Genomic DNA, 25,815 nt, shown 5'->3' on the forward strand with positions numbered 1-25,815 from the left:
TTTCCTGACATAATTCCTTCGTTGTTAGTAGTTAATAACCTACGAAGTAAATAAAAACCATCAGAAAATCAACAGTGAAGAGGGGTCAACATGCTCCGGAATACGGATGCCGCCGCTCGCAAATTTTTATATTGTTTTCTTTCAGAGGGGTCAATAACCGCCGGAATGACAGTTAAAATGTATCTGTTTACCCTGGTTTCCCGGGGGGTCAGTATGCCCGGAATGGGGGGTCAGTATGCTCCGGAATATCCACTAAGATTGATAATCCGAAAGCAATAGATCCGCCAACAATATATAATAGGCGAATGATACGATTCTTTTTTATTTGCAATGATTGCTGTTGTGCAAGCACGATTTCTGCAATCTTGTCTTCTTTTTGAGGATAAGGTGGTTGCATTATAATTATTTGTACAGGATTATAAAAAATGTGTAAAAATAGCTGTGATTAGTTTTCGCAAAAGTACATGAAAAAAGAGATATTTCCAAGCGTGCTGTCTTTCAGGAGTCGGTATAATTTCAATTCCTTCTGGTGCGATTAAGAGAGTATTTCTATTCGGTTTGTCTGGAGATTATAAGAGATTTCAATTCCTTCTGGTGCGATTAAGAGCTTTTTGTTTTGATGAAGAGCATGCTTATGCATCTGGATTTCAATTCCTTCTGGTGCGATTAAGAGAGATTGGTGGAATTAATGGTAAGGGCCTAAATGGATTATTTCAATTCCTTCTGGTGCGATTAAGAGGCTATCATAAGAGGTTTACCAGGTAAAATACTTTCATTTCAATTCCTTCTGGTGCGATTATGAGTGCCGTGTAATTCGTCATAAATTCCGAATAGCTCCATTTCAATTCCTTCTGGTGCGATTATGAGGAGTTAACGGGTACGTAGAAGGCCTGCATAGCCCTTTATTTCAATTCCTTCTGGTGCGATTATGAGGATGCGGTAAATATGATATCCGGGTTGTCTGAAGGTAATTTCGATTCCTTCTGGTGCGATTAAGAGGTGAGCATCACTTTGTACCAATTGTTGGAGAGGCAGATTTCAATTCCTTCTGGTGCGATTAAGAGAAATTCAGCTATATGTCTGCTATTAATTTCGAAAAACATTTCAATTCCTTCTGGTGCGATTAAGAGCAGCAAATCGGAACAAACATTCAGAATTTATGACAGATTTCAATTCCTTCTGGTGCGATTAAGAGTGGAATATTACAAGAACATACTCTGTGTAGAAGCATCCGTTTCAATTCCTTCTGGTGCGATTAAGAGGACTTCGGTTTAGGCGGTGCAAGTTTTCAACAATTTGTATTTCAATTCCTTCTGGTGCGATTAAGAGCCGTTGAAAACGACTGAAAATAAGGCTGAAAATCAGCCCGAAAACACAAAATAAACTTCATTTTTGAAGTAGGAAAGTTGTCGATAGGCAAAAATATAAAAATTTCCGACTATCGACAACTCCTAATATATGTTGATTTTCAGTATGTCAATGATCGCTGTTCCTGTCAATTGCTCCCGCAACCGTGAGAAAACCCCTTATTCGACAACACGGTTAGAGAAAATTATCGGTGCTACTTCGCTCTTTCCCAATAATTTGCTTGTCGAGAAACTTTTCTGTCCGACTCGAAAAAATAATCAACGAATCTTCTTCCGGTTTCATTATTTTTTCTGCCAATATAATCAATTCTTTCAATTTAACCTCGGAAATATCGCCTTCGAAAACCGAATTCTGTATCCAATTCAACTAGTTGCGGCACAATTTCAGCATTTTTCCTACTCGTTTTTCACCTACGTCGTATACCAAATCAAGATGGATTTTCATTATCAGTTTGTTCGTTAAACAAGTCAACATAGGATTGATGTGGAAACAGCAAGGGATTATTGATCAGCATCAATAATTGGTTGAGTTGAAAAATGAAAGATAATAAATTATTGTCTTTTACGGTAAATTGCTTTTGGAGGCTTGTCTTTTTTAGGGCGTCAATCCCTGTTAACTCTTCTTCACAAATATCTTCTGGTTGATGAAAATTTAAATTTATGAAAGCCTTATACAAATTGTCCACTGTATCATAAAATTTTATATTTAATTTGCTTTCACCCTTAATTGCACATAATTCAATATCAAAATCTCTGTTTTCAGCCTTCTGATCCGGATTTTGCTCCGACAAATAACAAAGGATTTTAATTGGACGAGTTGATTTTTGAGTTAACACAGATTCATTAATAGCAATACTGTTTGCCAATCGTGCAATTGAATTATTAGACGTTTTTAATTGATTTATGGTTTCAACCCAAGCGGTTAAGTTTTTATCATCCAATGTAAAGCTTTTGCACTGAATCACTACGGCAACTGCTTCTATGGGAATAAAACAAATCTCACCATAGTTAAAAATATACGGAGTGTACTGTTCGTCAAAAATTACCAAATCAACTTCGGCTGAAGTGTTTCCATTGGAATCCATAATGAAAACGCCTTGCTTTATTGAGAATTTGTGCGGAATGATTTGTTTAAAAAGCGACATCCAGATTGTTTCCCGGTATGTGCCGGTAGTTAATTGGTGATTAGGGGTTTCAAGCAGGAGTTGACTTACAATTGAACGTTCCAATTCGTCATAATTGCTTTTTATACTTGAAATAATGCATTTCATTTCCATGGTTATATTTTTTTATTAAAGTTGAAAATGCCACTATTATAATATATCTCATATATTTGGTTTTCAATTAATTGTGTTGAATTATCACGTTCGAATGTTTTAATTCCTGCCACGTCAACCTTTTCTTCTTTACCTTCCATGATGATCAACATTTTCGCATGCGGTTTTTTCTTTTCAAGAAGCTTTGCTTTAATCGGATTACCCAAATAGCATTCCTCTTTTGTATAAGAAGGTAGATTTGACGGATAATCATTTATGTCATCAATAATTTTTACGAGTCCTAAGGGCATACCATCAATATAGGAAACAGAAATAGGGAAGTTTTCTTTTGATGCAACTAAGTTGGAATTGAGTCTATCGAATGTTTTATGAAATAGATAGTTTATTACTTTATTTTTAAAAACATCAAATTGCATGTTTTTTTGGAGCAGATAAATAATCGAAGTGGCAAGAATTCCTTTATTACTTCCAAGCAAAAGTAAAGCTTCATTGTCATTTAAACTAAATGGAGGATATTTAATAGAAAATATTTCTTCAACAGCTTGTTTAATTATAAGCGTATAACGGTTTAAAATATTGAATAATTCTTTCAGATTTTGTTGAGATTCATTCTTAAAAAGGTTAGCCAAAAAATTTCCCTTGTTTAAACCTTGCCAATCCAAGGAAGAGGTTTTAATTTTTAGCTCAAATGATACCGTCTTTTGATCATCCGGCTTAACATACTCCTGCAGATTGAGTGTCCAATCATCAATTCCCTGTGTAAGTGTTTTTCTTTTCAGTTCGTCTACAGCTATTTGAGAAATATCAAAATAGGAAGAATCCGTTATGACTAAATTGCTTGACGGCTGTTTTAATATTCCGTCCCAAATACCAAGGAAAGAATTTTCGATAGGTCGGAAATTCTTTGAGATATTTTTAATAAAATCTTCTTTCTTTTCATCTGCTCTCAATGCCGAAATTTTTTCAATATAACCATTAAGTTCTTTTTTTCCTTCTACTGTAGATGACAGCCAATAAAAGAAAAGAGCATTTTTAATAGCACCTTTGATAGACGATCCTGGAATATAAGAAGAATCATTAACTTTGATAATTGTTTTTAAATTAATCAGCTTGCTCGCTGCTCCCTTATAATTAACAGCATACTCTTTGGTGATATTTTTTAATTTTTGTTCGTCTTTTATGATAGATTTTATGAGATTTAATGAGTAATCTTTTATTTTAGAATAGTCGCATAAAGCTATATTTTCATATTCTGCCGATAATCGATTGTCGTTAGCCAATAATTGAAGAAATTTTTCAGGGTCTATATAATGAACTTTCCCATTATCAACAAAATAATCTGATAATGGTGACAATTCGTTCCCATCGTTAATGGCCAATGGCGACAAAACCTTCAAGTTTAATTTGTAAGTTTTATTTATATTCATTTCTTACTGATTTATAAACTGTACATTTGCGGAATATTCATTGAAATGCATTTACCATATCTTATTTGTTCAGTGCCCAATTCTACGTTTTCTCCAACTACGTTTTGTGAAAATATTGATCCTTCGTTTATCATTCTTACTTTTCTAAATGGGCCTTTTTCTGAATTCCGACCGCCTCTGATGGATGTGTTCAATGCCGAAAAATTGCTCAATTCTTCATCGTTTTTAGGAATTACTTTACTCAATGTCATTTGAAATTTATCGATATCAAGAGATGTGAAATAAGGTGGTATATATTCAGTTTCTCTTATGCCATCAATAAACCCACAACCAGAACTTCTTTCGCCCCCTACGCCATTATATGCAAGCAATTGGGTTGCCAATTCAAAATTGGCACACTGCGATTTGTCTTTTATATTATATAAAAAATAAAAATGGACTTTTAATCCATAACAGGAAAGATCACTGATTTGGAGCGATGTTACAACAAATGGATGACCCGCATTTTTGTTTGAGAGATGTATATTTACGTTGGGCGTCGATATTTTATTATAGAAAGCGATATTAATTTCTTCTTTAAAAGGAAAGTTACCATGCGACAGGACATAGTCGTTTATTTCTTTATACTCTATTGGATGCATTACGATCGAATTGTTCAATTTCCAGTTTTCAGGTTTAATTTCCAAGGTTTTGTACGTTATAAATTTTATTTTTTTTATTCCTTTTATTTTATCGTAATTGTTCAGATCAATGGTGGATGTTGCCGTGACCGGTTTGGGTATAAAAAATAAATACTTATCTGGATCATCCGAGGATAATTCCGTTTTTTCAATGCAATAAAATGCCGAAGAAATTAAAATATTGCCATTATTGAAAGCTCCAATAAAGCTTTCTATTTCCGGTTGAGGTTTTATTTGTGATAAATTGCTAACTAAAGCGCTAAAGAGTACATCAGAATGCAGATACTCATCGGTATCGGCCAAGGCTGTATCGCTATCCACAGAAATATTACCAAAATGAAAGCGGCTGTTGGGTTTAATGTTCACTATTTTGATTTTCATTTTCACAGCATTTAAATGTGTATGCAATCTCTCCTTTCTCTTTTATGCAAATTGTTTCATCTTCCGGCATTAATTTTTTATATGTGATTTTGAAATTTTTCAATTTAACTTTGCCATTTCCTCGGCTTCCTCCTCCTCCCAAATAATCATCAGTAAGCAACTGAAAAGCCAAGTCAAGAAGTTGCAACTGTTGTAGAGCTTCTTCTTTGTCATAAACATCGAGATACATATCCAGTGAAAAAACTGTTCCCGGGAGCACTCTTTCTATTGGGCGCGGATTAGCTACGCCGGTAACCCGGTGAATTGAGTTTTCCATTTTTTCTTCTGTAAATTTTTTATTTTCCTCTTCTCCTTTTTTTAAGAAAGCATCTCTCACTTTTAATAAAGCTTCGCCCTTGCGGTTGTTTCTGTTTTCAGCTGTTTGTTCTGTTTGTTTTGTTTGATCAGCATCTCCCTGTCTTTTGCTTTCGCCTGCACCATAGCCAAAAAGTGGTGCGATATGTTTATATATCGGTTGTATTTTTTCTTTTTCTAACTTATCGTTCGATGAGTTAGAAATTTCAATGTCTCTTTCTACCGAATCGCTGCCGGCTGCTCGAGCAAGGAGCGACCTGAGTTTTCCCTTTAATGAACTGCCCGGTATAAAGGGTATCCCTTGATGTGTTTTTATGACCGGATTATCTAAAGCTCCAATTTCGATTCCCGCCTTATTGCCACCTATGGCAAGCCCTGTTTGCACAATAATTTCTCCTGAAATTATTATTTTGCCTGATAATTTTGTTGTGTCCATATTTTTATTCGTTTTAATCTTTTGCAAAATACTTATGGTAAGCCAGAATGGTTTCCACTAACTTTTGCAGTTGTTTATAATCGCTCTCATCTCTCATTTCATCCGTAAGTAGAATGAGTTGCTCGATAAATTTTTTGGCATCATTCTTATTAATTCTTCCCGCGAAGTACATGAGTTTAGGTTTAAGCAGTTTCATCTTATCATTTGAATCACAATCTTTAAAAGTATCGAAAATGTTTCTCATTTGAGTTTTTGTGATACTATTTTTTAGATATTTTTTTACGTACTCTTCTAATTCTTTTAGATAGAATTCATTGTATTCATTTGTGTCATCTTTTCTTTTAAAGACGAGATCGACATTTTCAGTTAGTATGTTTAAGGAGATTTTAGTATTATTATCCTCCTTTTTTTCTTTCTGACTCTTCATATTTTCATTCTTATTCATATGCTAATTTTGACTTGGTTAATAATTCTGTTATTCTGGCTATTGTAGGATAAATGGCAATATTTAAATCAGCTTCGTGGTTCAAAAGTCTGTTCTTCATCGCTTCGTAATAGGGATCAAAAAGTAACTCTGCAATATAATTTAATGTTTCGTCATTTTTACTGATGTAATACTTCAACTTATATATGTTGTCGAAGTTTACACCATTGTTGTTATTCAAAGCATTAAATCCTTTGGCACTTTTGGTTATTTTGTTCAGATAAGCTCTATCAATATTATTCTGTTGCATATATGATGCAAGTTTAGCACTTGTATCCAACAGCACTTCATAATCCTTCCATGAAAATACTTGATCAAAAAGGACAATTTTATTCTTTCCGCTTTTCTTGGCTTTTGATAAAGCGTTTTCTGCCATTTCTGCAAACAATTTTACCGGACAAGTCGGATCAACAATAACTATCCCGGCAGATAATGTTACATCTTCTTCCTTTTTTATAAATTCATTTCTCCACCTGTTTTGTTCATCATGGAATTTTTCTTGAAGCCTTTTTATGAAAGGTAATACAGCATCCCACGCTCCAATTATAAAGCAATCGTCGCCACCGGCAAATACGGGATAAATATTTGCCTTGAATACTTCTTTATCTTCTTTGTCATCTTCATCCAATTTACGCCATTTCAATGTTTCTTTACTAAAGATGGTATATAAACTTTCTTTAAAAAAATTATTGAGTGCTTCGGATAATTTCTCGCCTTCTGTTTCATTTCCAATATTTCCAAATAGTTGTCCCAGGTTGTCCACATCCAACTTGGCGACTCCTATTTTGTTTGTTCCGGTACGATGTGCTGCAAAATCTCCGAAAGCATCAAAATCAATCAGATTATTATCTTCTAAAATAAAATTGTCCGGATAGTCATATTGATGATTTAGACGATATTTTTTATAGCTTTCTTTTTCTTTATAATCTTCCCAAAACGGCAACTTGTTTGTTATTATATTTTCAAAATTGGTCACATAAAAAACTTCCTTTTCCCCAAAAAGCGAAATAAAAAAATAATTATGTTTAACCATTTCATTTGTGATAGCCTTATATATATCCGAATTGGTGTTTACGCCAATTTCTTTTGATTGCAAATTAGATATTGTTTCATCGTCTAGGGAATAAGGGGTAAAAGCAGAAGAATAGGAGATGAAAATTTGTAATTGGTCTTTAATGGATTGCTCGCGCAGATTTATCCATGTTGCCCCAAAATCTTGTTTATCTGCTTTTACAAAAGAAAGGGTAATATAGAATTTTTCATATTTTAAAGCTTTGTGAAAATCATCTCTTATCTTATTCATTATGTTATTGGCAACAAAGTCATCTTCAGCATCAAACCAAATATAAAAACTTCCGCCACCCTCATAAAAAATAGTGCCGTTTACATCAAATGATTTCAGTTCTGTCAAAATTTTTTCGCATGCTACAGAGCCTATTTCTTCTATAAGAAAAGATTTTGCTTTCAGCGATTTTGCTGCTCCGTTATTTTGGACATCAAAAATATATTTTTGAATACCATTGATATCCCCCTTCAAAAGATATTTTTGTTTGATTTTTTCTTTCTCCATGTATTTAATTTTTTTTATTCCCGGTTACTTGTTTTTTCAATGGTTATTTCTTGTAACATATATCCTTTTAGTTTTCCTGTTTGTTATTTTCTTTTGTTGTTTCCACCATCCCAAACCCCAGGCTGTTTTTGCTGCCGATGCCGCAATCGTAACAGATTTTCATCAATTCGACGGGTGCCGTGAGCTGAAAATTGCAACCGAAAGCACGGATTTTGCTTTCCTGCGGCGTGTCGGCTTTGATGGTCACCAGCGATGAGCGGGGTTGATTGGTCACCTTGAAGTCGAAAACAGCATCATGATTGGGAAAATCGTTGCCGGTGAAAGCTTTGTATTTGTCGAGCAAATTTTGTCGGATGAGTTCCTTCGCCATTGGGTGATCCGGAGCAACATATTCGTCGGTTCCGTTTTCGCGCTTCAGCGTCAGGCACATCGGCGAAAGTGTCCTGAACGACATTTGTTCGGTAAACAGTGGCAAGGACAGCATTTCGATGCTTTGCACCCTGCAGCGGATACGGGCTTGCCGGTTTCCCAACTCAAATTGCTGTTCTCTGAAAACGCCCTGAATAAATTCCTGCGTACTGCGTTCGGGCAAAAAAGAAAGATACCATTCGGCCGAGTCCGAAAGGATTTTCAGAAAACTTCCCTCCATGCGATATTGGGGTATTTGCAACCTCGAAAAGGAAAACAGCTTGAATATCTTTTTATCTGACACAAAACCATTGTCATGCAGCCATTCGGCGAATGCCTGATTGGTGCCGGCAAGTATTTTGTATATCACCGCCGACAGTTCATATTGGTAATTGAAAGGTAATCGATTGCCAAATGTGTGTTTATCGATGCTTAAATATAATTTGAATCTCATTCCGTGTTTTCTGAACGATATAAAGTTATTTATCTTCTTTTGCAAATGTATTGAAATATATTTAAACGGAAAAAAGAAAACATAAAAAAACGATAGAAGAATTTTGTCTCTGGGTGAAATAGCGTCGGTAGATAAACATTGAGGTTGCTTCATGAATGACGGATGATCCGTTCATTTCCGAGTTTTACCTTTCTTTCATTTCTTCCCCATTTATTTGTTCCCGCCAATTTATCAACAGCCATTCTACGCTATAGCTCCGAGGCAACTCCATAGCAACTCCATAGCAACTCCAAGTCAACCCTTACTCAGCTTCATGGCAAATAGACGAATGATGATGCATGGAATGCTCACCCTTCAGCTATTGTTGTTCATCTCTGTAATATCAGTATTTCCCAAGGAGTTTTCGGGGTTTGTCTTCTTTTTCGATTGAGTTCAGTGGATGTCGGCACTCAAAATAAGGCAATCATTCTTTTGACCAGAAAGGGGTTCAAAAGTGTCCGAGCGATTTTTTATCTGCCTTATTCGATTTTTTTCAGCACGATCGGATTTGGAGATACGGTTGTAGTCGTCTGATTGAAAACGGTATCCATCACTGTGGTGTCGGCATATAGAGTGTTGAGCGGGATGACATGAATTTCCCACAATCCGGCGCGAAGTCCCTGAAAATAGAACGAACCATCGGATGCGGCAAACGTGCTGAGGGTATCGGTCAGATATCCGATTTGCACCATAGGAACAGCTTCCACCGGCGAAATCGTGCCCTTCAACATTCCGCCATCCAGTTGGGTGTAAGCTCTGACGTAAGGAACAAAAACAAAATCGTCCGCGTTGTTTTTGTAGATGGATTGAGCAAGGTTAAAGTCGAGCAGAATATCGGTGATCACGTTCGGAGTAAGCGGAATGTCCGCGGCTACCACTACCCCATCCTGATATTCGGTTGCCAAATCTACAGGCAGTTGTTGCTGATCGGAGAGCAAACTGTATTTATCGACAATATGAAGCGTGCTCGCCAATTTGATGCGAATTTGAGTAATTGTTCCGGCAGAAAAATACTGATCGGCAATCCGTATTGTCTCACCTTTCAGATATTTCAACAGGTTGTAAGTACCACCGACATATTCCAGCGGAATCCATTCGTCTTGCGATTGTCCGGTCGAATCGGTCAACATCACTTCGATAGAAGTTATTTGGAGATTGGCTTCCGAAAGCGGTATCGACGATGATTCGGTGAGACTGATGCGCAAGCGCGCCGAATTTTCGACAAAACTGTCTTCGGTGCACGAAATCAGCAACAGCAAACATCCTGCAAAAGCAATGGAAACGGCCTTATTTATCATTCGTGGAATAATCATACTGCAAAGATAACCGTTTAGCACAAACGTGGGTGTCAAAATATTGAAAATATTGCAGCCCGGATGTGTGATGATGAGGAATTGTGTGATTGAGCAACTTGAGTAAGTAAGTTGTCGTGTCACGAATTATTCGGGGACAGTCCTTTATGTCCGATTTTCGAGCACACGATCCATTTCTTTTGTCCGTCATTTAAGGTGGCAGCAAACACATAACGATTGCCTCCCTCTTTGATTCCCGTTTTTTTGCGTATTTCAGCCACTGAATCGGGATAATTGCGAACGCCGATATTGGCTTGAGGATTGCTCGAAACAAAATTTCGGAGATGATGCTTATTGGGCGAAAAAACGTCTTCAACGTCAAAAACACGTCCGGGAAAATCGTTTTTCAACTCATCCGAAGTGTATAAATGGGTATTCGGATGAAGTTTTAGCACATCATGGCGTGAGGCCACAATATCGAAAGCTCCCGCTTTCAGGATAGCAGCATTGGGCTCGTAGAGATAAGTTCCGAGAGTTTGCGCATAATTTGCCGGCGACATTTTCTCTTGCGTGGAGAAAGAAAATATTTCGGACTGACCGTTTTTTTTGAGATTCACCGCCACATATCGGCATGGTGCTTCTGTTGCTGTCGTCTCCAACACGAAAAGCAATTCCCGGCACTCGTTATCCACTGCCACTACATGCACTTCGCTTACGTTTGCCAACGATTTCACGGCCAATCCGATATCGAGCATGGGCGAATATTTAATCAGGATGCGGGGAGAAGCGGAAGCAAGCATAGGCATCAGTTCACTGACGTTTGGTTGGCAATCTTCGATACGGAAGATTTTTCGTCCGGTGCTATCTCTTCGCGATGGATCAAGGTAGATGAGATCGGCTTGCGGATTTCGGCTGAGATAATCTCCGGCAGATGTGTTTTCGATGGTTACATTTTCAATACCCAATACTCCGAAATTGTAGGCCGCAACGCGACATAATTCTTCATTCGATTCCACATACACACCTTCGTCAAAATGAGCCAACATCGCAACAAAATCGACGCCCAATCCGCCCGTGAGATCAATCAATCTGCCATGACTGCCGGACAGCAGCGAAGCTTTGTATGCAGCTGTGGTTTCCGATGAAGCCTGCTCCATCGATACATGCTGTGGATACACGATTTGCGGATTTGCATACCACGAAGGAATTTTGTTCTTCGCTGTTTTGCGTCCCGCAATCTGCGACAACAGAAACGGTGCATCTTTCCCCTCGAACAAGGACTTTCGCAGAGCCAAGTCGCGGATATCATCCCGCTCGTGCTCCTCAATAAACCGAAGTTCTTCGGCCGATAGACCGATAATTTCTTTCATCGAACCCCCTTGTTTCATCGAATCATTTGGCTACAAACTCTATAGGAAACAAACAACCCGCCGGTGGCGGGTTGTTCAGTCAACTAAAATTCTATTTTATGGTCGATTTTCTTGTCTATCCAAGCTACGCCTTTCAGGCTTCAGCTTTGGGAAGTACCGATACAAACGAACGATTGTCGCGTTTTTTGCGGAAAACTACCACACCGTCGATCAATGCATAAAGCGTATGATCTTTCCCTATTCCCACGTTTTGTCCGGGATGATGAATGGTTCCACGCTGACGAACCAAAATGTTGCCGGCTTTGGCAGATTGACCACCAAATACTTTTACGCCCAATCGTTTACTTTCCGATTCGCGACCGTTCTTCGAACTACCTACACCTTTTTTGTGTGCCATTTTCTTACGATTTTAACTGATTAAGCAATAATTTCTTTCACTCTCACCTCCGAAAACTGTTGACGATGTCCGTTCAGTTTGCGGTAGCCTTTTCTTCTTTTTTTCTTGAAAATGAGAACTTTGTCTCCTTTTACATGCGAAATCACTTCCAACACCACTTTTGCCCCTTCCACCGTGGGTGAACCAATGGTTATTTGGCCGTCGTTGTCGATGAGCATCACTTTCTCGAATTCTACTTCACTGCCACGTTCGGCATTCAAACGGTGTACAAATAATTTTTGATCAGCTTCTACCTTAAATTGCTGACCTTGAATATCTACAATTGCGTACATTGTATAAAAATAACTTTCGTTACGTGCCTGAGGCGAACGACTTCATGTCGTTTCTTAAAAAGCCTATTGGCAAAATGAGGTGCAAAATTACGGATTTATTGCTTTAAAACAAAATATTGAAAGGGATTTTTTTCGAACTTAATCGGAACAGAAAACAATTTTTAAAATGTTCTTCGATGTCCGATAATCTAAAAACTATTTTCCCGGCAAATTGTTGAATTTGATGTAGATTGAATAAAAAAAACCGATAGTTTATGTCAGATATAGCAAATACAAATTCTTCGTCAAGCGGGAAAATGGTTGCCATTGTCAGCTATCTTACCATCATTGGATGGATTATCGCCTATGTGCTGCATACCAATAATCGAACAAATCTGGGTGCTTTTCATCTTCGGCAATCGGCCTTTTTGTTTATTGTTGGAGCATTGACATCTTTTTTTGGAACAATATTTGGAGGAAACGGATTTCTCGGAGGCTTATTTAATTTGGCTTTCGGATTGATAGGTATCGTGCTGTTTATATTTTTCGTCATGGGCATTATAAGAGCAGCCAACGGCGAGGAGAAACCTTTGCCTATAGTAGGATTGGCTGCCCAGAAATGGTTGTCGGGACTAAAGTAATCCATTTGATTTTTCCATGTCAAAATAGGCATTTCCAATATTTTCGATAATGTGGGATGCGATAAAACTTCGCGGATATATAGATTTTTCCGTAATATCGGCCGTCAATCCGTGCAGAAACACTCCTACCCGCGCAGCATCAATCGGTTTGTAGCCTTGCGCAAGCAAACTCGTGATCATTCCCGTAAGCACGTCTCCACTTCCGGCCGTTGCCAAGGCGGGCGTTCCGGTGCTGTTGACATGCAGTGTTTCGGCGTCTATCACCAGCGAGTAAGCACCTTTCACCACCACTATTACATCGTGTTGCCGCGCAAACTGCCGTGTTTTGTCGATTTTCTCGAAATCATCTCTCCATTCGCCAATCAGTCTCGAAAGCTCTTTCGGATGAGGAGTCAGAATGCTTTTAGGAGGCAACAGTTCAATCCATTCCGGATGCATCGAAAGAATATTCAGTCCGTCGGCATCGACAACTAAGGGTGTACTGTTTTTCTGCAAAAATCGATGTAAAGCGAGTTGTGTTTCTTCGTGCTTTCCCATGCCGATTCCGATTCCAATAGCATCAGGATGCAAATCGAACGCGATATCCGAAATATAATTATCCGTCTTGTCTTCTATCGCCATCGCTTCCGGAAAATTGGACTGAAGAGCCAACGTTGAACATTTGGGCACAAATGCCGTCACCAAACCACAACCGGTTCGCAAAGCCGCTTTTGTTGCCAAACATACTGCTCCTGTCTTACCTAAGCTCCCTCCCACAATAAGTGCATGACCTTCTGTCCCTTTATGAGCAAATTTCGACAAAGGTTTGAGTAAACCGCGAATACATTTTTTTTCTTCGAAAAATATATCGGTTTCCGCTTCAGCGATGGCCGATTCATCCAATCCGATATTCACAATGGAAACGTTTCCGGTGAAATGGTGATTGTCCGGCAAAAACAAAGCCAATTTCGGAATTTGAAAAGTAACTGTTTCCAAAGCGTGTACGGCAAACGATGTTTTGCGGTCCAAAAACAGGCCACTCGGCACATCAATACTCAATACGGGCTTACCGCTTGCATTGATTCTGCGAATCACTTCGGCTGCAATACCCGCCGGTTCACGCGACAGACCAGTGCCAAAAATTCCATCTACGACCACTTCATACGCACTCATATCCGGAATATCGGCCTCTGTAACAATCTTTGCGTTCGAAATATTTTCGGCTTTCACTCTACGCACATTATGGGCACAATCTTCCGAATATTTCGTACCGTATTCCACAATAAATGCCTTTACCCTATATCCGGACTGATGCAGCAAACGTGCCACCACAAGCCCGTCGCCGCCATTATTACCCATTCCGGCAACAATCAATACGGAAGTATTCTTATCCGGAAAAAGCTCTACGAAACGATTATAAAATGCGCGAGCAGCACGTTTCATAAGTTCGAGTGAAGGGATACCTTGTCGTGAGATGGTTTCGGCATCGATATGTCGGATTTGTTCGGATGTGAGTATTTTCATCGATAATAAGCGATTTTTATGCGAAGATAGCAAAAATGACGACATATTGTTTTCCGCAATCGAAAAAGAGATAAGAATGAAAAAAGCAGACGCAATACAACAAATAGGTTCTACGTTTGAAATGAATCGTCATATTCATACACCAATTTAAGGCAGCACTCCTTCTCTGACGTGTTTAGGGAACCATTTAGGCCTTTTTCGTCTCCGAATAACGACTTTTTTTAGTCGAAATTAGGGTTAACTCATAAAAAGAACTATCAATTTTTATTTAATATCACACTCTTTTCAATTCGTAAATATGTTCACGTTTATTTACATTTAGATATAGTCGTTAAGTTGAAACGGCAGTTTTATATCACTTTTCACACTTTGTAACGCGACGAGTAGGTTTTGACCGGAGAAAAAGGTCACTCCTCATTTTGCGGACCTACTTTTGACCGCGAACAAAATGTACTTTCCGAAATGACGAACGACATTTGACCGCTGATAAAGGTCACTTTTCACCTTGAGGTACGACCTTTTACCCTCTTTGTCGTTCACTTCGTTAACAAATTATGGGATGTTTCTCCATTTTTGATAACTATTTTTAAGGAGGAGTGGCTTTTGACCGCGGTCAAAACCCGTTCCTCGGGGCGACGAGTGAGTTATGTCTGCGAACAAAGGTCGTTGCTTTTAACGCCGAATAACCTTTTTCGGGTGAAAAAGGTCGTTCCTCATTTTGCGGAGTGAGTTGTTTCGATAGTAAAAGGTCGTTCCGCACGATGAGGAGCAGGCAATTCGGCAAAAACAGGCCACTCTGCATCCTGCGGAGAGGGTGTTTTACCGGTAAAAAGTCGTTCCTCAGCGTGGAAAGTAGGTTTTGTCTGTGCACAAAAGCCGTTCCTCGTGATAACAAGTCGTAATTTTCGGCAGAAAATTATCGTTCCTTTAACAGTCCGGTAACCTTTTCGAATAGCGATTGGTCGTTCCGCAAAAGGGAGACCATATAATGCAGCAGAATAATGGTCGTTCGGTAATAAAAGGAGTGAGTATTACCACAGAAAAAAAAGCATTCATCAGTCGCGAAATTTCTGTCAAAATAGAAGGAAATAAACAAAACATAGAAATTCTCCGAATCGCTTTCCCCGCCCAAGATTTTCTGCAACATCAAACGGCTTGCGGAACGCACAAAAAAAAGAGCATTCCTTTTGGGAATACCCTTACTTGTGAATCGAACTATGTGCGCAGGATGAGACTCGAACTCACACGCCGTAACCGGCACTACCCCCTCAAAGTAGCGTGTATACCAATTTCACCACCTGCGCAATAAATAAGTGCCCGGAACAGGACTCGAACCTGCACGTCGTAACCGACACTAGTCCCTGAAACTAGCGCGTCTACCAATTCCGCCATCCGGGCGTTCAATGTTTCGGTAAAAATTGCGACCGCTGCCGCCCTTTCCTGTTCCCCCGAAAGCGGGACTAAAGTGTCTCACGAACCTTAGCGGGCGCAAAGTTACAACATTTTTCGAAAAACGCAAATGTTTTTTTGCAATCGAATTCGAAACATTTTTTCATTGGATTTGTCTCCGACATCTACCTTGAATAAGGTTGTTATTCCGAGAATAAAACTAAACATTCGTTGAAATATGGGTATATTTTTAGTGTGTTGACAATCGATGGAATGTATATCAATGGAAGGGGAAGGCTAATTTATCGTTGTCTCCGGCTTTTATGGAGATAACCTGAATGAGATAAAAAATGCCGGACAAAACTATTCCGGCAATTTCTCGAATATAATAGGAACGAACCGTTTTATCGACTCTGATTTTCTCTGCTCATAAAATCGAGAACAGGCGTGATATCAAAATAGAGGCCATCTATTCCAAACCGATTTTCGGCCAGCGACAAATAGTGAAAATGGTCTGTGAGCTTATTTTGCCCACCGTATTTATACCCGAACATGTTTAACAAATCGTATTCGTGCGAAACTTTGATGACATAAAAAGCGGTTTTTTTAGTAATTCCGTCGCCCGAACTCAATACAGCATCCATAATAGCCTTGCGTTGGCCGGCAAGTTTTTTATATTCGTCCACGTTGTTCTTCTGGGCATACACAAGCAATTTGGCATTGATGGCACGAATATTGAAAGGATCTTCTGCCAAAAGAGCATCGGCATCTTTTTCGATTTGTCGATAATCGACTTCCGACAATTGTGTTTTCGATAGAGATTCCATCAAACTGTTGTTATAGGACGATGTATCGTTGGGATTGTATGTCGGCTGAAAAACATAACCATAGTACAGGTGACGCACCTCATCGATTGTGAATGTAGAATCACCCCCAGAGTATCGTTCCATCAATACAGGGTAATAATACGGGGAAGACGAATCTTTGACGTTCTTCTCTATCGCTTTATAATCAATTGCCTTAAAATCTTGAGCAAAAGCCGAAAGCACTACCGAAATAAAGAAAAAAAGGATTGTAAATTTTTTCATGTTCTAATGTTTTGATAAATAATCTCCAGCAAAATTATTCCTATTATTCCATTTCAACAAACAAAATCATTTAAGAATCCTTAATCATTAAAGTGAAAATCGTTTCCCTTCTCGGATAAATTGTTGGTATTTTTTTTCGTTAAAGGCATAGTAGTGCGCCCCACGTTTGGAAGACGTTTTGTCTTTGATATTCAACTTGTCGAGAATCTGCATGGAAGCAATCTTTTTTCGAAAATTTCTTTTATCGATAGGTGTCTGATAGATAGCTTCATACAAATCTTGCAAAGCCGGAAGTGTGAACTTTTTATCGAAAAAATTGAAAATAATAGGTTGCATCGACGTTTTGTAACGAAGTAGCGTAAGGGCGTCTTCTACCATCCGGTTATGATCGAAGATCAATTTGGGCAATTGCTGAATCTTAACCCAACGTGCATCAAATTTTCTTGCAAGACTCGTGTCGAATTCCTCAAGTCGAACCAACGCATAAAAAGCCACAGAAACAACTCTTCCCCCTGTATCTCGATTCACATCGCCGTAGGCTTTCACTTGCTCCATATAAATTCCCTTTTGTTGGGTATATCTGTAAAGCACTTTTTCGGCCGCCTGATCCAAACTTTCGTTTTCTTCCATAAATCCGCCCATGAGCGACCACTGTCCGCCTTGTGGTTCTACGGGACGACGTGTAAGCAATATATGAAGATCTTTGTCTTTAAAACCAAAAATAATGCAGTCAACTGCAACAAAAAACGTACTATTGTCGGAATAATAAGTGCTGATCATGTTTTCGGGGTTGAATTTTATCGAAAGAAGTTGGAAGCTATTTCGAACCTCCAACTTCTGATATTAAAAAACGGGAAAAGCAGTTTCTACAGCTTTCGGGCTCCGTCACTGATTACTACCTCATACACTTTGGGTTCGTGTCCAAACTTTTCGTTGAATTTTGATATTGCGTCGGCGATAAATGTGTCGTGCAACTCATCTTTCACCAAATTGATGGTGCATCCGCCAAAACCGCCACCCATCACACGCGAGCCGGTTACTTTATTTTCTTTGGCTACATCGTTCAGAAAATCGAGTTCTTCGCAACTCACCTCATATAATTTACTCATTCCGTAATGCGTCTCATACATTTTCTGACCAACCGTTTCGTAATCGCCTTGCTGCAAAGCGTCACTCACGTCAAGAACCCGTTGCGTTTCTTCGATTACATACTTTGCCCGCATGTAGTCTTCTTCCGATATTTGGTTTTTTACCTCGTCGAGCATATCCATGTTCGCATCCCGCAGAAATTCAACTTCGGGATGATTTTTGCGAATGGTAGCAGCTGCGTGTTCGCACGATTCACGGCGTTTGTTGTAGGCCGATGATGCAAGCTCATGTTTTACTGCCGTGTCCAACAAAACGAGTTTGTACCCTTTTGGATCAAACGGAAAATATGCATGTTCCATCGTTTTGCAATCGAGGCGTACGAGATGTCCCTTTTTCCCGAAAATGGAAGCAAACTGATCCATAATCCCGCACTTGACACCCACATAATTATGTTCGGTGGACTGACCGATGCGGGCAAGTTCGAATTTATCGATTCCCAGATTCAGCATCTCATTCAATGCATAGGCAAAAACGCTCTCGAGGGCTGCCGAAGACGACATACCGGCACCAAGCGGAACATCTCCCGAAAAAACCGTATCAAATCCTTTGACACGGCCTCCACGTTTGATGATTTCGCGGCAAACTCCAAAAATATATTTTGCCCATCCTTCACTCGGTGCATCTTCTTCGTTCAACCCGAAAGACGAGTTTTCGTTCAAATCGATTGCGTAAGCATTCACTTTATCCGTTCCGTTTAACCGAATGGCTGCGGTCATCCCTTTGTCGATTGCGCCGGGAAAAACAAAACTACCATTGTAATCGGTATGTTCGCCAATCAGATTGATCCTGCCGGGCGAGGTGTAAACTTCCGGCGACTGATCGCCGAATTTTTCTTGAAAAATCTGAATTATTTCGTTTTTACTCATGTTAAATCAATTATACTTGCTGGTCTATTTAGTTGGAATATCCGTATTTACATTTTTCGATCCGACAGTTGCATAAAAGAACAAGTAAGCCAAACCGGCAACAACTACCCAATAGCTCGGTAAATATCCGGCAACGTCGGCAATCCAGCCTTGCAATGCCGGTAAAATGCCGCCACCGCAAACCAATACCATGAAAATACCCGAGGCAGCGGCCAAATATTTGCCCAATCCTTCTACGGCCAAGTTGAAAATGCTTCCCCACATAATGGATGTGCATAAGCCAACAAGCACAAGGAACGCAGCATTAATGGGAACATTGAGCAGTCCAAATGACGTTACGCCTTCTACACTCTTCAACACTGGAAGAGCAACTTCTTTAGATGTAGGCAAAAACATAGCCAACAGCACCAGAATAATTCCCACAAAGGAAGTTACGGTAAGCATTGTTTTACTCGAAACTTTTCCGCCGATGGAAGCTCCAACCAAACGACCAATTAACATCAAAAACCAATATGTGCCGGCAACAAAACCAGCAGTGGTCGGATTTAAAGGATTGGGGAGATTTGTATCTACCAAAAAATAATTCATGATGCCGGGAGTTCCGACCTCAACGCCAACATACACAAAAATTCCGATTGCGCCCAATACAAAATGACGAAACTTTAAGGCTCCGGATATTAGCTGACCTAACGGTTCGGAAGTTGTTTCGGCATTTGGTTCGGGTATTTTTACAAAAGCAAGCACAACAAAAACAACCGCAAAAACAGCCATTGCCGTGTACATGAACGGGAAGATATCACGAATATTGGTGTCTTTAGAAATTTCGCCAATCAACATTCCGACAACCATCGGAGTAACAGTAGCCATTACGGAATTAAATGATCCGCCCACCTGAATTAATTGATTGCCTTTGTTGCCGCCACCACCTAATGTATTCAACATTGGGTTAACTACAACGTTCAACAAACACATCGAAAATCCGGCGACCAAAGCCCCTATCAGATAAACACCGAATGCCGAATTACCTGCATAACCGGACAATAACTGGATTCCAACGCCTATAAATCCGACTGCAACAGCAACTAAAGCCGTCTTTTTGTAACCGATTTTTTGCAATAAAATTCCGCTCGGAATTCCCATTACTGCATAAGCGATAAAGTTTGCAGCATTACCCAAAATTCCCATGAAATTGGATAAGTTGAATTGTGCCTTGAGTACAATTCCCATCGGCGCTGCCAAATTGGTAACAAAAGAGATCATGCCAAACAGAATGATCATCATGATGATCGCTACCAAATTTCCCTGTTGTTTATTCTCTGCCATAAAAGTGATAAATTTAAAATTGTTATTGGAATTTGATTGAAGTTATTTAACTAAAAACTTATAAGTAGTCTTTGATTCAAAAATATCGCCGGGTCTCAAAATGATGGACGGATATTCGGGATGATGAATGCTGTCGGGATAATGTTGTGTTTCGAAACAAACTGCCGATCGCGCCGGATAGCGCTGCCCTTTTTTGCCGACAAGATTTCCGGTCATCCAATTGCCCGTGTACATCTGAACTCCGGGTTGTGAAGTGTACATTTCCATCACAATCCCTGTTTTGGGAGATTGGAGCATTCCGGCGTACACATAATCGTCGGGATGTTGCTTGTTGAGGATGAAATTATGGTCGTATCCATTACCAAAAACCAGCTGCTGAAAATCGTCGTTTATCCGCTCACCAATTGTATGCACTTCGGTGAAATCCATGGGCGTTCCACGCACCGGTTCGGGCTTACCGTAGGGAATGGCCGTTTCATCGGTCGGGAGATAGGTATCAGCCATCAACCGCAGTAAATGATCGCCTATCGTCGGATCGCCGGCCCCGGACAGGTTGAAATAAGAGTGGTTGGTGAGATTGAGAATGGTTGCTTGATCTGTTTCGGCACGATAATCGATTTCAACTGCGTTCTCGTCGGTGAGCGTATAAGTTACCGTAACACTCAAATTTCCGGGAAATCCTTCTTCTCCATCGGGCGAAAGATAGTGAAGCCGAATGCGACTATTCTCGATGTCGAGAACATCCCATACTACGGCATTGAATCCTTTGATGCCCCCATGCAGGTTATTGGGTCCGTTGTTGATTGCAAGTGTATATTCCTTGCCATCGAGCGTAAACTTACCTTTGGCTATGCGATTGGCGGTGCGTCCGCAGACAGCCCCAAAATAAGCCTCCTCGGATGTCAGATAATCATCGATAGAATCGTGACCCGTTACTACATCCACAAAGTTTCCGCCCCTATCGGGAACGATTAATGCGACTATTTTTGCACCATAATTAGTTATGGCAAGTTCGCATCCGTTGCTGTTGGTGAGAACGTATAATCCGGTTTGCTTGCCGTCAACATTTTTTGCGAATGCTTCTTGTAACAAACCGGATCTACTTTCTCGTTTTGGTATAAACATATTTCTCAGGTGAATAAATAAAAGATGTTGATGAAGATTGGACATTCATTAAAATTCGTGTAAAAGTAACACAAAACTCCGAATGATTGTCACTAAAAAAATATGTTATAAAACACAAAAATGAACTTTTTCCGACATTTTTTTGATTCACTCAGTGTCATTTTTTTGATCAGCTTCTGATTTTTTCTGTTTGCGGAGCTTTAATAATCGATTAAATTGATATCATTCAACAATTTATCCCTGTCAACATCAGTTTGTGGATGCATTATCAATTTATGGATCGTATCAATAGAGGTTACAATTACGTCAACTCCTATTTTCGAACATTCCACGACAGATTCCGGATCAAAAACACGCGAAACGATAATTTGTGGATGACCGGGCAGAGTGTTATAGATATTCTGAAGCTCTTTGATAGAAGAAAGAGTCTTCGAAAACGAACTTCCGACAAAGGCAATATCCGGAGTAACATAGGTAGCCTCAGCTTTTGCCGCTAAAAGTGCTTGTCCCATCGAATGTATGAAGGTGCAGTTGGTTTTTATTCCTTCCGCTTTCAAAAACTTGATAGCTTTTATCCCTTCCGGCATCATCGGAATATTGATAACTATTTGACCACTGATGGCTGCCAAAAATTTTGCTTGTTTAATAATGCGATCGTAATCGGTAGCTACGATATCAACACAAAGGTCGGCACCCAATGCAATCTTACAGATCGATTTGTAATGAGCGATGGTCTTCTCTCTGTTGTTTATTCCTTCTTCAACTAAGAATTTCGGATGAGTGATTACTCCATCGAGCAACTCCAAATCGTGTGCTTTCTTTATCTCGTTGAGATTTGCAGATTCGAGAAAAAATTTCATGAAAATGAAGTTTAGAAAAGTTGAAACTGTTATTTTGAATCTTTTTGCTTCTTGGTAATAAGTACCTTGTCGATCTTGTTTCCATCCACGTCCACTATTTCGAATTCGGTATTGTCGTAAACAAATTTATCGCCTACCTGTGGAATTTTATTGATGTTCGACAAAACGAAACCCGCTATTGTGGAATAATCGATTGTTTCGAAATCGATGATGAAATCGTCGAGAAAAAGCGTCAATATTTCGAGTGGAGCTTCACCGTTGACCAGAGCCGAGTGATCGTTGCGCATAAAAATATCGGGTTCTTCGTTTTCATTTTCATCCACGAGTGTTCCAACGAGGTTCTCGAAGATATCGTGAAGCGTGATAATTCCGTCAAGACTTCCATATTCATCAACCACAACTGCAAAAGACTTATGCTTATCTCTGAAGGTTTCGAGTACTTTTTGAGCGCGCAACGAAGACGGGAAAATCAGAGGCTCCTGCACCAACTCATTGAGCGAGAAATCGTGATTTGCATAATAAGCAATCAAAAACTCTTTGATGGAAATAATACCCACAAAATCGTCGAGTTTTCCATTGCATGCCAAAACCTTGCTGTGCCTGCATTTCAACAAATCGGCTACAATTTGTTCTTTTTTTTGCAAGACATTCACCCACTCCACATCGGTGCGATGCGTCATCAAATGACGGGCTCGCTTGTCGGAAAAATAGAAAACCTGCTCGTGAATGATATTTTCTTCCCTTTCGATCACACCTTCTTTGGAAGCAGTCTTGAGCATGGCTCTCAACTCCATTTCCGACAGAGTGCCGCTTACGGGTTTCAATCCGATTAATTTGTTGAAAAGACTGGTAGAAGTAGCCAGCAACCGCACGAAAGGATAAAAAACAATACTGACGACATGAACCGGCCGCGAAACAAAAATCGAGACTTTTTCGGGATTGTTGAGCGCAATGGTTTTTGGTACCAATTCTCCGATTACGATCGAAACATAGGTAATCAGAAAAACTACCAGAATAATGGATATGGTGGATGCATAAGGAGCACTCCATGCAAATTGCCGGAAGAATGGCTCAACATATACCGAAAGAGTCGAACCTCCGTAGGCTCCGTTGACGATTCCGATCAATGTGATGCCGACCTGAACTGCAGAAAGAAAGTTGTCGGGATCGGCTTTTAGCTTTAATGCCGTTTCGGCACCGCTATTTCCCTTTTTTCTCTCCGATTCGAGTTTGGTTTTACTGCTCGACACAACGGCTATCTCCGACAAGGCAAAAAAACCGTTCAGAACAATCAGCAACAATATGATCAGGACTTCTATCATTCGTTAATATTTTCTCGAAACAGATTGCGATTTATCAATGCAAAGTTTATTACCAAAGCGGCGAAGGATAAACTCCGTCATCCACCAATTGCTGCAATTTTGCAACCACTCCCGGACGATCTTCGGCATAGGTTACGCCAAACCATTTGGACGGGGTGTCGAGCACTTTCACCTTTGCCGTGTTGTTTACGATCAGTTCATTAACAACCAGTGGAATAAAAAACTCGGCTTTCGGATTTTGAATGTTCTTTTTGAGAAATTCGACGAAATATTTTTCGGAATATTCAAAATAATCGGGAGTGAAGCCCCACATATTCATCGAAACCGGCGTATTGTCGGGAATGCTTATCCACTGGTCATTCTCATCCTTATATTTCACTTCGCCATCGATGCGCATCACTTGTGTGCGCTCAACCACGCCTGTGAGATTGCCTTCGGCATCGGTTTCGCAAATGCCGCGGGCTACCGTTCCGCTTTCCGACAAAGTGTTGCCGACCCGATAACCGATCATGCAATATTGATTGCGAGTGTTGTCCAATTTCGAAAGATAATCGGCCAACACCTTATAACTTTCGCGTCCGTAAAAATCATCGGCATTGATTACGGCAAACGGTTCGTGAATAACATCTTTGCCCATCATCACGGCATGGTTTGTGCCCCACGGCTTTTCGCGACCTTCGGGCACCGAAAAACCTACCGGGAGATTGTCCAAATCCTGAAAAACCAATTCCACGGGGATTTTGTGTTCGTATTTTTTCACGATTTTTTCCCTGAAATCTTTTTCGAAAGATTTCCTGATCACAAACACCAATTTACCGAATCCTGCATGTACGGCATCGTAAATCGAATAATCCATAATGGTTTCACCACTCGGTCCCACTCCATCCAACTGTTTCAGTCCGCCGTACCGACTTCCCATTCCTGCTGCTAATACAAATAATGTAGGTTTCATTGTTTCTAAAAAATTTATCGATCTGCACGCAAAAATAGGAATTTTTATGCCGAATGGCTAACATAAATGTCCAAAATATTGTGAGAAAAAAATTGCACATTTTATTCCAAGACATATTCACGTACCACACAATACGTTATCGCAAACTCATCGGAATAATTATCTTATTGAGCGAGCATGAAAAAGGTTGACAAGCACGCTTGCCAACCTTTTTCGCTTAAAATCCCGTTGCTGCCGGACGATACAATCGTGCGGCAGGAGAGGACTATCAACGCCGAAGCTTAATCGAAAGTGAAAAGTCGAGGAAAATTATTCCCAATTCAAAATCACTTTACCGCATTGGCCGGACTCCATGACATCAAACCCTTTCTGAAAATCATCGATCGAGAAACGATGAGTGATTATAGGAGTGAGGTCGATGCCCGAAATGAGCATTTGCTCCATTTTATACCATGTTTCCCACATTTCGCGACCATAGATACCTTTCAAGGTAAGAGCTTTGAAAATAATGGTGTTCCAATCGACCGATGTGGAATTGGGCAGAATGCCGAGCAGAGCTATTTTAGAACCATTGTACATGTGACTGATCATATCGCGAAACGCGGCAGGAGCTCCGGACATTTCGAGCCCGACGTCGAAGCCGCGCATTTTCAGGTCTTTCACGGCTTGACCAACAGTTTCTCCTTTGGACAAATTGACGGTGACGGTAGCTCCCATTTTTTTTGCAATATTCAGTCGGTATTCACTCATGTCGCTTACCACAATATAACGTGCTCCCGCAAAGCGACAGATAGCAGTGGCCATATTACCGATTAACCCGGCTCCGGTGATGAGCACATCTTCGCCAATCACCGGAAATGAAAGTGCCGTGTGTGTGGCATTGCCAAACGGATCCATGATGGAGGCTATTTCGTCGGGGATGCGAGGATCGAGCTTCACTATATTGGATGCGGGGAGCGACAGATATTCCGCAAAGGCGCCATCGCGATTGACTCCCACCCCAATGGTATTTTCGCAAACGTGTAATTTTCCGCGACGACAGTTACGGCAATGTCCACAGGCGATATGGCCTTCACCCGTTACTCGATCGCCTATCTTGAGATTGGTGACGCCACTGCCCATTTCCACTATTTCGCCCACATATTCGTGTCCGATGGTCATGGGGGTATGGATGGTCTGTTGTGCCCATTCGTTCCATTCATAAATATGCAGATCCGTTCCGCATATTGCGGTTTTTTTTATTTTGATGAGAACATCGTTCACACCAATGGATGGGACCAGCACTTCTTCCATCCAAATTCCCTTTTCGGGGCGTAGTTTTACTAAGGCTTTCATAATTTCTTATTTAAA

23 protein-coding genes, 2 tRNA genes and 1 CRISPR repeat array are annotated in these 25,815 nt (G+C 40.0%); of the genes, 1 reads left to right on the forward strand and 24 read right to left on the reverse strand.

Annotation, left to right across the window (positions count from 1 at the left end; all coding sequences use genetic code 11):
- The first annotated feature begins 513 nt into the window (after positions 1 to 513).
- Positions 514 to 1,329: a CRISPR direct-repeat array (repeat unit 29 nt; unit sequence ATTTCAATTCCTTCTGGTGCGATTAAGAG).
- A 213-nt stretch (positions 1,330 to 1,542) separates the two neighbouring features.
- The 12 genes from cas2 to rplU form a co-directional block, all read right to left on the reverse strand.
- Positions 1,543 to 1,734 carry a CRISPR-associated endonuclease Cas2 gene (cas2, locus tag EJN84_RS09305; protein ID WP_238943992.1) on the reverse strand — a complete coding sequence of 64 codons (192 nt, stop codon included), beginning with the start codon at positions 1,732 to 1,734 and terminating at the stop codon, positions 1,543 to 1,545.
- Between the two features lie 61 nt (positions 1,735 to 1,795).
- Complete coding sequence (locus tag EJN84_RS09310) at positions 1,796 to 2,644, reverse strand: DUF6602 domain-containing protein (protein ID WP_238943993.1); 849 nt, start codon at positions 2,642 to 2,644, stop codon at positions 1,796 to 1,798.
- Between the two features lie 2 nt (positions 2,645 to 2,646).
- Entirely contained in the window at positions 2,647 to 4,071 is a 1,425-nt protein-coding gene (gene csm5, locus EJN84_RS09315; RefSeq protein ID WP_129595170.1) for a type III-A CRISPR-associated RAMP protein Csm5, read from the reverse strand.
- Positions 4,072 to 4,082: 11 nt separating this feature from the next.
- Positions 4,083 to 5,132 carry a type III-A CRISPR-associated RAMP protein Csm4 gene (csm4, locus tag EJN84_RS09320; RefSeq protein ID WP_129595171.1) on the reverse strand — a complete coding sequence of 350 codons (1,050 nt, stop codon included), beginning with the start codon at positions 5,130 to 5,132 and terminating at the stop codon, positions 4,083 to 4,085.
- Positions 5,107 to 5,922 (reverse strand): type III-A CRISPR-associated RAMP protein Csm3, encoded by an 816-nt coding sequence (gene csm3, locus EJN84_RS09325; protein ID WP_129595172.1) that lies wholly within the window; start codon positions 5,920 to 5,922, stop codon positions 5,107 to 5,109. Before csm3 ends, csm4 begins: the two co-directional genes overlap by 26 nt.
- A 13-nt stretch (positions 5,923 to 5,935) precedes the next feature.
- Entirely contained in the window at positions 5,936 to 6,367 is a 432-nt protein-coding gene (csm2, locus tag EJN84_RS09330; RefSeq protein WP_129595173.1) for a type III-A CRISPR-associated protein Csm2, read from the reverse strand.
- Complete coding sequence (cas10, locus tag EJN84_RS09335; RefSeq protein WP_129595174.1) at positions 6,360 to 7,976, reverse strand: type III-A CRISPR-associated protein Cas10/Csm1; 1,617 nt, start codon at positions 7,974 to 7,976, stop codon at positions 6,360 to 6,362. Before cas10 ends, csm2 begins: the two co-directional genes overlap by 8 nt.
- Positions 7,977 to 8,043: 67 nt before the next feature.
- Positions 8,044 to 8,838, reverse strand: a complete 795-nt coding sequence (gene cas6, locus EJN84_RS09340; protein WP_129595175.1) for a CRISPR-associated endoribonuclease Cas6 — start codon at positions 8,836 to 8,838, stop codon at positions 8,044 to 8,046.
- A gap of 518 nt (positions 8,839 to 9,356) precedes the next feature.
- A complete protein-coding gene (locus EJN84_RS09345) occupies positions 9,357 to 10,313 on the reverse strand; it encodes a DUF4382 domain-containing protein (RefSeq protein WP_129595176.1) in 957 nt (318 codons plus the stop codon).
- Positions 10,310 to 11,539, reverse strand: coding sequence for a class I SAM-dependent methyltransferase (locus EJN84_RS09350; RefSeq protein WP_129595177.1), 1,230 nt, complete (start codon positions 11,537 to 11,539; stop codon positions 10,310 to 10,312). Before EJN84_RS09350 ends, EJN84_RS09345 begins: the two co-directional genes overlap by 4 nt.
- Before the next feature lie 133 nt (positions 11,540 to 11,672).
- Positions 11,673 to 11,936, reverse strand: a complete 264-nt coding sequence (rpmA, locus tag EJN84_RS09355; RefSeq protein WP_129595178.1) for a 50S ribosomal protein L27 — start codon at positions 11,934 to 11,936, stop codon at positions 11,673 to 11,675.
- A 20-nt stretch (positions 11,937 to 11,956) separates the two neighbouring features.
- On the reverse strand, positions 11,957 to 12,268 hold the full coding sequence (gene rplU, locus EJN84_RS09360) for a 50S ribosomal protein L21 (protein ID WP_101486105.1): 312 nt from the start codon (positions 12,266 to 12,268) through the stop codon (positions 11,957 to 11,959).
- A 254-nt stretch (positions 12,269 to 12,522) separates the two neighbouring features.
- On the opposite strand from rplU, the gene EJN84_RS09365 reads away from it, so the two are divergent.
- The gene (locus EJN84_RS09365) at positions 12,523 to 12,888 is read left to right on the forward strand and encodes a hypothetical protein (protein ID WP_129595179.1); all 366 of its coding nucleotides are present in this window, start codon (positions 12,523 to 12,525) and stop codon (positions 12,886 to 12,888) included.
- Here the strand turns inward: EJN84_RS09365 and EJN84_RS09370 are convergent.
- The 12 genes from EJN84_RS09370 to tdh all read right to left on the reverse strand — a co-directional run bounded on the left by EJN84_RS09370 (position 12,880) and on the right by tdh (position 25,800).
- Positions 12,880 to 14,391, reverse strand: coding sequence for an NAD(P)H-hydrate dehydratase (locus EJN84_RS09370; RefSeq protein ID WP_165004236.1), 1,512 nt, complete (start codon positions 14,389 to 14,391; stop codon positions 12,880 to 12,882). The two genes, EJN84_RS09365 and EJN84_RS09370, sit on opposite strands and share 9 nt — an antisense overlap.
- A gap of 1,220 nt (positions 14,392 to 15,611) precedes the next feature.
- Positions 15,612 to 15,695, reverse strand: a tRNA-Leu gene (locus EJN84_RS09375).
- 10 nt (positions 15,696 to 15,705) lie between these two features.
- Positions 15,706 to 15,789, reverse strand: a tRNA-Leu gene (locus EJN84_RS09380).
- 395 nt (positions 15,790 to 16,184) lie between these two features.
- Positions 16,185 to 16,868 (reverse strand): DUF4919 domain-containing protein, encoded by a 684-nt coding sequence (locus EJN84_RS09385; protein ID WP_129595181.1) that lies wholly within the window; start codon positions 16,866 to 16,868, stop codon positions 16,185 to 16,187.
- Between the two features lie 87 nt (positions 16,869 to 16,955).
- Positions 16,956 to 17,648: an NUDIX hydrolase gene (locus EJN84_RS09390; RefSeq protein WP_129595182.1), complete on the reverse strand. Its 693-nt coding sequence runs from the start codon at positions 17,646 to 17,648 to the stop codon at positions 16,956 to 16,958.
- Positions 17,649 to 17,734: 86 nt separating this feature from the next.
- Positions 17,735 to 18,883: a galactokinase gene (gene galK, locus EJN84_RS09395; protein ID WP_129595183.1), complete on the reverse strand. Its 1,149-nt coding sequence runs from the start codon at positions 18,881 to 18,883 to the stop codon at positions 17,735 to 17,737.
- A gap of 24 nt (positions 18,884 to 18,907) precedes the next feature.
- On the reverse strand, positions 18,908 to 20,206 hold the full coding sequence (locus tag EJN84_RS09400) for an MFS transporter (RefSeq protein WP_129595184.1): 1,299 nt from the start codon (positions 20,204 to 20,206) through the stop codon (positions 18,908 to 18,910).
- Positions 20,207 to 20,248: 42 nt separating this feature from the next.
- Complete coding sequence (locus tag EJN84_RS09405) at positions 20,249 to 21,331, reverse strand: aldose epimerase family protein (protein ID WP_129595185.1); 1,083 nt, start codon at positions 21,329 to 21,331, stop codon at positions 20,249 to 20,251.
- Positions 21,332 to 21,531: 200 nt separating this feature from the next.
- A complete protein-coding gene (locus EJN84_RS09410) occupies positions 21,532 to 22,191 on the reverse strand; it encodes a transaldolase family protein (protein ID WP_129595186.1) in 660 nt (219 codons plus the stop codon).
- Positions 22,192 to 22,220: 29 nt separating this feature from the next.
- Entirely contained in the window at positions 22,221 to 23,513 is a 1,293-nt protein-coding gene (locus tag EJN84_RS09415; protein ID WP_129595187.1) for a hemolysin family protein, read from the reverse strand.
- Between the two features lie 49 nt (positions 23,514 to 23,562).
- Positions 23,563 to 24,465 (reverse strand): glycosyltransferase family protein, encoded by a 903-nt coding sequence (locus EJN84_RS09420; RefSeq protein ID WP_129595188.1) that lies wholly within the window; start codon positions 24,463 to 24,465, stop codon positions 23,563 to 23,565.
- A 309-nt stretch (positions 24,466 to 24,774) separates the two neighbouring features.
- Positions 24,775 to 25,800: an L-threonine 3-dehydrogenase gene (gene tdh, locus EJN84_RS09425; protein WP_129595189.1), complete on the reverse strand. Its 1,026-nt coding sequence runs from the start codon at positions 25,798 to 25,800 to the stop codon at positions 24,775 to 24,777.
- Between the last annotated feature and the right edge of the window lie 15 nt (positions 25,801 to 25,815).

Source organism: Seramator thermalis, from assembly GCF_004138125.1.
GTDB classification, from domain to species: Bacteria; Bacteroidota; Bacteroidia; order Bacteroidales; family Dysgonomonadaceae; genus Seramator; species Seramator thermalis.

Excerpts from the sequence above, each read along its gene's own strand:
- rplU (WP_101486105.1), bottom strand. The coding sequence starts at position 12,268 with ATGTACGCAATTGTAGATATTCAAGGTCAGCAATTTAAGGTAGAAGCT.
- csm3 (WP_129595172.1), bottom strand. The coding sequence starts at position 5,922 with ATGGACACAACAAAATTATCAGGCAAAATAATAATTTCAGGAGAAATT.
- EJN84_RS09420 (WP_129595188.1), bottom strand. The coding sequence starts at position 24,465 with ATGAAACCTACATTATTTGTATTAGCAGCAGGAATGGGAAGTCGGTAC.
- csm4 (WP_129595171.1), bottom strand. The coding sequence starts at position 5,132 with ATGAAAATCAAAATAGTGAACATTAAACCCAACAGCCGCTTTCATTTT.
- csm2 (WP_129595173.1), bottom strand. The coding sequence starts at position 6,367 with ATGAATAAGAATGAAAATATGAAGAGTCAGAAAGAAAAAAAGGAGGAT.
- EJN84_RS09390 (WP_129595182.1), bottom strand. The coding sequence starts at position 17,648 with ATGATCAGCACTTATTATTCCGACAATAGTACGTTTTTTGTTGCAGTT.
- EJN84_RS09385 (WP_129595181.1), bottom strand. The coding sequence starts at position 16,868 with ATGAAAAAATTTACAATCCTTTTTTTCTTTATTTCGGTAGTGCTTTCG.
- cas6 (WP_129595175.1), bottom strand. The coding sequence starts at position 8,838 with ATGAGATTCAAATTATATTTAAGCATCGATAAACACACATTTGGCAAT.
- EJN84_RS09365 (WP_129595179.1), top strand. The coding sequence starts at position 12,523 with ATGTCAGATATAGCAAATACAAATTCTTCGTCAAGCGGGAAAATGGTT.
- galK (WP_129595183.1), bottom strand. The coding sequence starts at position 18,883 with ATGAGTAAAAACGAAATAATTCAGATTTTTCAAGAAAAATTCGGCGAT.
- EJN84_RS09410 (WP_129595186.1), bottom strand. The coding sequence starts at position 22,191 with ATGAAATTTTTTCTCGAATCTGCAAATCTCAACGAGATAAAGAAAGCA.
- EJN84_RS09415 (WP_129595187.1), bottom strand. The coding sequence starts at position 23,513 with ATGATAGAAGTCCTGATCATATTGTTGCTGATTGTTCTGAACGGTTTT.
- tdh (WP_129595189.1), bottom strand. The coding sequence starts at position 25,800 with ATGAAAGCCTTAGTAAAACTACGCCCCGAAAAGGGAATTTGGATGGAA.
- EJN84_RS09310 (WP_238943993.1), bottom strand. The coding sequence starts at position 2,644 with ATGGAAATGAAATGCATTATTTCAAGTATAAAAAGCAATTATGACGAA.
- csm5 (WP_129595170.1), bottom strand. The coding sequence starts at position 4,071 with ATGAATATAAATAAAACTTACAAATTAAACTTGAAGGTTTTGTCGCCA.
- rpmA (WP_129595178.1), bottom strand. The coding sequence starts at position 11,936 with ATGGCACACAAAAAAGGTGTAGGTAGTTCGAAGAACGGTCGCGAATCG.
- EJN84_RS09350 (WP_129595177.1), bottom strand. The coding sequence starts at position 11,539 with ATGAAAGAAATTATCGGTCTATCGGCCGAAGAACTTCGGTTTATTGAG.
- EJN84_RS09400 (WP_129595184.1), bottom strand. The coding sequence starts at position 20,206 with ATGGCAGAGAATAAACAACAGGGAAATTTGGTAGCGATCATCATGATG.
- cas10 (WP_129595174.1), bottom strand. The coding sequence starts at position 7,976 with ATGGAGAAAGAAAAAATCAAACAAAAATATCTTTTGAAGGGGGATATC.
- EJN84_RS09405 (WP_129595185.1), bottom strand. The coding sequence starts at position 21,331 with ATGTTTATACCAAAACGAGAAAGTAGATCCGGTTTGTTACAAGAAGCA.
- EJN84_RS09370 (WP_165004236.1), bottom strand. The coding sequence starts at position 14,391 with ATGAAAATACTCACATCCGAACAAATCCGACATATCGATGCCGAAACC.